Source organism: Latilactobacillus sakei, assembly GCA_002953655.1.
GTDB classification, from domain to species: domain Bacteria; phylum Bacillota; class Bacilli; order Lactobacillales; family Lactobacillaceae; genus Latilactobacillus; species Latilactobacillus sakei_A.
In genome coordinates, this window is the sequence record CP025839.1 from 2,096,847 (window position 1) to 2,103,571 (window position 6,725).

General features: G+C 42.9%; 7 protein-coding genes. 1 reads left to right on the plus strand and 6 read right to left on the minus strand.

What is annotated here, in order from left to right:
- Positions 1 to 21: 21 nt before the first annotated feature.
- From C0213_10305 to C0213_10315, 3 genes are all read right to left on the minus strand, one after another.
- Positions 22 to 1,410, minus strand: coding sequence for a tRNA uridine-5-carboxymethylaminomethyl(34) synthesis GTPase MnmE (locus tag C0213_10305; protein AUX12769.1), 1,389 nt, complete (start codon positions 1,408 to 1,410; stop codon positions 22 to 24).
- A gap of 158 nt (positions 1,411 to 1,568) precedes the next feature.
- Complete coding sequence (locus C0213_10310; protein AUX12770.1) at positions 1,569 to 2,291, minus strand: single-stranded DNA-binding protein; 723 nt, start codon at positions 2,289 to 2,291, stop codon at positions 1,569 to 1,571.
- A gap of 91 nt (positions 2,292 to 2,382) precedes the next feature.
- On the minus strand, positions 2,383 to 4,176 hold the full coding sequence (locus tag C0213_10315; protein ID AUX12771.1) for an oligoendopeptidase: 1,794 nt from the start codon (positions 4,174 to 4,176) through the stop codon (positions 2,383 to 2,385).
- A 156-nt stretch (positions 4,177 to 4,332) separates the two neighbouring features.
- Between C0213_10315 and C0213_10320 the strand changes: the two genes are divergently transcribed.
- The gene (locus C0213_10320) at positions 4,333 to 4,683 is read left to right on the plus strand and encodes a hypothetical protein (GenBank protein AUX12772.1); all 351 of its coding nucleotides are present in this window, start codon (positions 4,333 to 4,335) and stop codon (positions 4,681 to 4,683) included.
- Positions 4,684 to 4,738: 55 nt separating this feature from the next.
- Here the strand turns inward: C0213_10320 and C0213_10325 are convergent, their stop codons facing one another.
- The 3 genes from C0213_10325 to C0213_10335 all read right to left on the minus strand — a co-directional run bounded on the left by C0213_10325 (position 4,739) and on the right by C0213_10335 (position 6,155).
- Positions 4,739 to 5,572: a hypothetical protein gene (locus C0213_10325; protein AUX12773.1), complete on the minus strand. Its 834-nt coding sequence runs from the start codon at positions 5,570 to 5,572 to the stop codon at positions 4,739 to 4,741.
- Between the two features lie 14 nt (positions 5,573 to 5,586).
- Complete coding sequence (locus C0213_10330) at positions 5,587 to 5,949, minus strand: ribonuclease P protein component (GenBank protein ID AUX12774.1); 363 nt, start codon at positions 5,947 to 5,949, stop codon at positions 5,587 to 5,589.
- Between the two features lie 65 nt (positions 5,950 to 6,014).
- Positions 6,015 to 6,155, minus strand: a complete 141-nt coding sequence (locus tag C0213_10335) for a 50S ribosomal protein L34 (GenBank protein AUX12775.1) — start codon at positions 6,153 to 6,155, stop codon at positions 6,015 to 6,017.
- Between the last annotated feature and the right edge of the window lie 570 nt (positions 6,156 to 6,725).

Sequence of the window (6,725 nt, forward strand, 5' to 3'; positions counted from 1 at the left end):
TCCTTTAATATGGTTCAAGATCTATTTACCTAAACAGAATTGGCTAAAGAGTTCCGTAATCAATTCATCTGGTGCTGAATCCCCGGTAATCTCACCGAGCTTGTCCCAACAGTTGGTCATATCAATTTGCACCAGGTCAACTGGCATGCCAGCTGCAATCCCGCTAATGACTTCATCTAATGATTGTTGTGCTTGGTTTAATAAGCCAATTTGGCGGGCGTTGGTAATCATCACCGTACTTTGGCTATTTTCAATCCCACCGAAGAAGAGTTTGGCGATTTGGGCTTCCAAATCAGTCACCCCTTCACTCGTTAAAATTGACGTTTGAATCAATTCATCAGCACGTACTAATGTTTGGAGTTCATCTAAGTCCAATTGATTAGGTAAGTCAGTCTTATTTAAAATAATGATCCGTTTTTTATCAGTTGTCGCTGTGATTAGTTCGCGATCTTCAATCGTTAAAGGTTCGCTTTGGTTTAGGACCAGTAAAATCAAGTCAGCTTTGGTAATTGCCGCACGACTTCTTTCGACCCCAATCTTTTCAACCTTATCTTCCGTATCATGAATCCCCGCCGTATCGACCAGCTTCAATGGTACGCCGCGGACGTTAACGTATTCTTCCAAAACATCACGGGTCGTTCCAGCAACATCCGTCACGATGGCTTTATCTTCATGTAAAAGATGGTTTAACAAACTTGATTTGCCGACGTTTGGTCGCCCAACGATGGCCGTTGCCAACCCTTCACGCAAGACTTTCCCTTGTTGCGCTGTTTGGAGTAATTCACCAATCCGCCCTTTAACAAGTTCAGCTTTTTCAAGTAAAATCCGGGTGGTCATTTCATCGGTATCATATTCGGGATAGTCAATGTTGACTTCGACTTGCGCCAATACTTCTAGGATTTCTTGACGCAAATTTTTAATGAGATGCGTTAAGCTCCCGTCCAATTGATCAACAGCAACTTGCATTGCCCGGTCAGTCTTGGCCCGGATAAGATCCATCACAGATTCAGCCTGGGTTAAATCAATCCGCCCGTTTAAAAAGGCCCGCTTCGTGAATTCGCCCGGTTCGGCCATTCGTGCACCGTAACTCATCAATAGTTGCAAGATTCGGTTAGTCGCCACAATCCCACCATGACAATTAATTTCAATCACATCTTCGCGCGTAAAGGTTTTAGGCGCCCGCATGACAGAAACCATGACTTCGTCGACCACTGCATCGGTTTTAGGGTCAATAATATGGCCATAATTAATCGTATGGCTCGCCACTTTATCGAGATCCTTGCCGCGATAAACCCGTTTAATGATGGCTAAACTGTCATCTCCTGAAAGACGCACAATTGAAATTGCCCCCTCACCAGGTGGTGTTGAGATTGCCGTAATCGTATCAAATTCTGTGACTGTCGTTGGCATTATAAAAGCTTCCTTCCTAAAATAGCTGCATAAAAAAAGCGCTTAGCGTCCACCCCTCCCGTCATTGCGTAAGGGGTGGACAAAGCACTTTCACTACTTTATCGATATTTAATTAGTTTCATTATACACGATTTCTATCGACCGTCAATTGACAAGTCTCAAAAAGAACGCGCTAGTTCAACCACAATTACCCGGCGATCGCCGCGGCCTTCTGAGTGGGTTTGCACGTGGCGATTATCTGTTAAATAGCCATGAACAATCTTCCGTTCAAATGCTGGCATCGGCTCTAAAGTGACCGCCTTACCAGTTGCGACCACTTCTCTGGCCGCCTTATCTGCTAAATGTTTAATAATCGTCGCTCTTCTTTGCCGATAATCACCAACATCTAACATCATCAACTGTTTACCTTTAGTGTGATGATCATAATACGTTTGCGCTAAATATTGGAGCGCATTGATCGTCTTGCCGTGTTTACCAATCAACAAGCCTTCCTTAGACGTCTTTAAATGAAAGGTAACTTGCTTGTGTTCTTTGGTGACGGTCATCGTGACCGGCGTACCAATCTGCGCTGTTATGTCGGTAATGTATTGCTTTAAGGCTTCAATTGTCGCCTCACGACTCTGCCGCATTGGCGCCTTTTCTGGCTGATCTGCTGGCTCAGTTGCTACGTCAGCCACGCTTGGTTGTGCCGGTTCAACTGGGGTTGGTTCAGCGACCGTTATCGGCTTTAACGTAACGATTGCCGGTTGCTTACCAAACCCTAAAAAACCCTTCTTACCTTCTTCAAGGACATCAACTGTGACCTCTTCACGCGTCACTTTTAACGCGGCTAACCCCGCTTCAATGGCGGCTTGAATATCCTTACCTTCAAAAGTTGGCATTTTTAAACCTCCGCTCATTAAGTGCCAGTTTGTCACTGGACGCTTATTTTTGTCTAATATTAGTATAACATGCCCGCTTTTTAAGCGACACCTAATCTAAATCGGTAGCGGTTAGCTCTAAAAAGAGCGCCACATCTTGGGCGATTGAGTCCGCCGCTGCTTGCCAAAAGGCCGGTTGCGTCAAATCAACGCCTAAATGTTTTTGCGCTAATTCTTCAGTACTCATATTGGCGGTATCTTGCAAGAGTGCGATATAGTCGGCTTCAAAATGCGGCACACTTTGTGCTTTGGCGTAAATCCCCATGGAAAAGAGATACCCAAATGTATACGGGAAGTTATAAAATGGTACGTCATCGAAGAAGAAATGTTGCTTATCCGCCCAGAATAATGGATCATAATCCGTTAGTGCATCCGCATAGGCTTCTTTTTGGGCGCTCAACATAATCCCTTTCAAATCGTCAGGCGTTAGTAGCCCTTGTTGCCGCATTTCATAGAAGCGATGTTCAAATAAATAGCGCGCATGAATATTCATAAACATATCGATGGCGTTCGTTATTTTTTGATCGAGTAAGTTAATCTTCGTCGCGCGATCTTGCGCTTCATTGACTGTTGCATCGACCACGATTAATTCCGCCAACGTCGAAGCCGTTTCGGCGACGTTCATCGCATAGTCTTGGCGCCAACCAGGTAATTGATTAATCATCATCGTATGAAAGCCGTGCCCTAATTCATGCGCCAAAGTTGAAACGCCGCCGGGTGTGCCATCGTAGGTCATGAAAATTCTAAAATCATTAGTTTCGGGTAAATCGGTCATGTAGCCACCCGGTTGTTTGCCCGGCCGATCTTCCGCTTCAATCCACCGTTTTTCAAACGCGGTTTGTGCGACGGTTGCCATTTTCGGACTGAAATCCCGGAAATGCGCAATGATAAATTCAGCAGCTTCGTCATACGATTTTTTAGTCATTTGGAAATCATCAACCACGACTGGTGCCCAAGTATCTTGCCAAGCTAACTGCTTTTTACCCATTAAAGCGGCCTTGCGGTTCAAAAAAGCAACCAGTGGGGCCTTATTTTGGCTGACTACCGACCACATCGCATCCAGCGTAGCTGGTTGCATTCGGTTATCTTCCAGCGGCTTTTTCATAAAGTCGGTGGTCCCATGAGCTTGATAAGTCGTTAATCTAAAACCGGCTAAGTGATTCAAGGTATCCGCCAACATTGGTGAAAAACGATCCCAAGTTTGTTGCCAATTTTTAAAAACCACTTCGCGAACTTTAGGATCTGGATCTGATTCAAACTTATTTTGGGCCTGCCCAGCTGATAAGGTTTGGTCTAAATAAGGAATCTGGGTTTCCGCAACGATTGTATCGTAGTGATCACTCCAACCTTGCAAACCATCGAGTGCCAATTGGTCCAACAATTTTTCGGTTTGTTCATCTAATAAGTCCGCCCCTTGCTGACGTTTTTCCCGTAGGTTGAACTGAATCAGTGCAAAGGCTGGTTGGTTAGCTAATGTTTCAAATTGTTCCGTCGTCAAGGCCACTAATTTTTTCGTCAACAAGACATCAATTTGACGGGCGGTATTTTGCAATTGGTTAATGCGGTCCATCATGGGTGCGACTTGTTGGTTACGCTCGTCGACCGATTGAATCATATTAACGAAACTACCAGTTTGCTTCAACCCGGATTCAATTTGTTGTAATTGCGTCGTGATGGCCTGCATTTGTTCAAAGGCCGGTTCATCAAACACAAATTGCCAGTCACTTGTCATTTTTAAAACAACCGGAATCTGTTGCCCCAATGCTTGGAGTCGATTTTCTAAGGCTGGTGAGGCTAAGCCCCCTTTAAAAATGGTTTCTAAATCCCATTGTTCTGAGTAAGTCATATCCTTGCCCTCCGCTTTTCAACTATTGCGCCTATTATAACGAATTTTAGCGACCAGTGCGACGATTTTAAGCGGCCGCCTACTAGACATTTGCTTTAAATCTGTTATATTAGCAATGTAAGCAGATACATAACTGCTAGAAAGGCGATGCTGAACATGACCATTGAACAAATACCAGCCAACACATTGGCAGATTTAGCCGCATTATTAAACAAGCGTGAAGTCCCTGACGAAATCATGGCGACCGGACCCGAATTGATCCAGTACGGTCAACATCTCAAGGCTAGCCAACTATCAGATGACGCCCACCTCGGCAGCGACTTGGGCGGTGCCGGTCTTTTAACCCTTATTGAACAAGCCAACACGGCGTTTTTCGATCACTTTCATCTCTTTGATGACGCCGCTCCGATTGACGCCAAATTAACGCGCAAAGTGGTCACGCTCTATCATCTAAAACCAATTGACGACCAGCACTTCTTATTCCGCTTGAAGCAGTTGGATTATTAAAAATTAAAAAGACCGACCAGCATGAAATGCTGGTCGGTCTTTTTAATTTTTAAGATTAACGTTTTTTCGTTGCTTTCTTACGTGCTTTAGCAAGTGCTTTTTCCCGATCACGTTTGGCTTGTTCTTTAGCTTCACGTTCTCGACGAATCTTGAATGGGTTTTGAATCACCATTGTTTGACCAACAGAAAAGGCATTTGTAACTACCCAGTAAATTGAAACGGCTGACGCAATGTTCATCGCCATCACGAAAATCATGATTGGCATTACCCAGAGCATTGCGGTCGTTGTGGCATTCTTCGTTGGTTGTGACATCATCGTTAAATATGATGTCGCAAACGTAAAGACGGCCGCCAAAATCGCCATAATAAAGTACGGATCAGCTTTACCAAGTTGCATCCATAAGAATGACCCACTCTTCAAAGCAGATGTCCGGTAGATGGCTTGATACAAGGCAATCAAGACTGGCATTTGAACCAATAATGGTAAACAACCAATCACAGGATTGACCCCTGCTTCAGCGTAAAGTTTCTGTGTTTCTTCCCGTAATTTTTGTTGGGTTTCGACATCTTTAGAAGCGTATTTCTTTTGAAGGGCTTGAATTTCCGGCGCCACTTCTTGTTGCTTCATCATAGTCTTACTTTGCCACCAAGTTAATGGCAAAATAATCAATCGGATAATAATGGTAAAGGCAACGATGGCCCAACCATAACTACCACCAAAGATATCAGCTAACCACAACAGGAATCGTGAGAAGTTATAAATAATATAGTGATCCCAGAAACCAGTGCTAGCACTGTTAACAGGTGTCGTACTACACCCAGCAGCAATTAGCATAAATAAGAATAAACTAGCGACTAATAATAGTCGTTTGCGATTTTTTGAATTCACTCTCAATCCCTCACTTATTCAGAAGCAGAATCTGCTTCTTCCTTTAATAACTTAGCTAGCTTGAAGACATGGATCAAATTTTGTTTTGTTTCTGCCATCGTTAATTGGTTGGCGCCACGTCTTGCGATCACCAAAAAGTCAACGGGTTGCAACAAATCTGGTTTCAACTCCGTAATACTTTGGCGAATATAACGTTTCACCTGATTACGCATCACTGCGTTACCTACTTTTTTACCGACAGAAAGACCGACTCTAAAATGTTTTTGACCAGGCTTATCTAAGCGGTAAACCACAAAATTGCGGTTGGCCACTGATTGACTTGCATCAAAAACCGTTTGGAAATCTTGTTCTTTTTTAACACGGTACGACTTTCTCATAATTCACTCCGGCATTTCTATTAATAAATTGAGGATAATAAAAAAACCACTGAAGCATCAGTGGCCTATGCAGATAATACTTTTCTGCCCTTAGCACGGCGTCTTGCAAGTACCTTGCGACCGTTCTTAGTATTCATACGTTTCATGAAACCATGAACACGTTCTTTATGGCGTTTCTTTGGTTGAAATGTTCTCTTTGTAGTCATTAATCTGGCACCTCCTAATTGACTATGTCTATTGTTTTCTTATCTGAGAAACAACTGGCGGCATAACCACCTATGACATTCACTAAAATATAATAGCATATTTCTATAGAAGTTAAAACACTTTCTGTAAAAAAATTCGCTAAATTTGGTTGTCCACAACGTCGCAAAATTTTGTTTTTCTTGTGGATAACCTGACTAGTTGATTTTAACATAAATTTTATCCCCAGCAAACCTGCCCGAGTTATCCAGAGAATCACAGGGTGTTTATTAGTTATCCACACCTGTTTTTAATGCTGTGCATAAGCCACAAAAACCCATGCTGTGAAAGCCTCTATTTTCAATTCGTTTTTGTGGATAACTCTAAAATAACTGTGTACTACTCAGTTGTCCACACCCCGAAATAAAAGTTATCCGCCTCGTTGTGGATGAGTGCATAACTTTTTATTTTTATCCTGTGGATTTTGTTCTTGTTGTGGAAAACTTTTTTTTAGAATGCTAGAATGTATTTAGTCTTTCTTTATTGAGTATTTTTCAATAAAGTGGTGATTTTATGTGAGGAGGACACGCTAC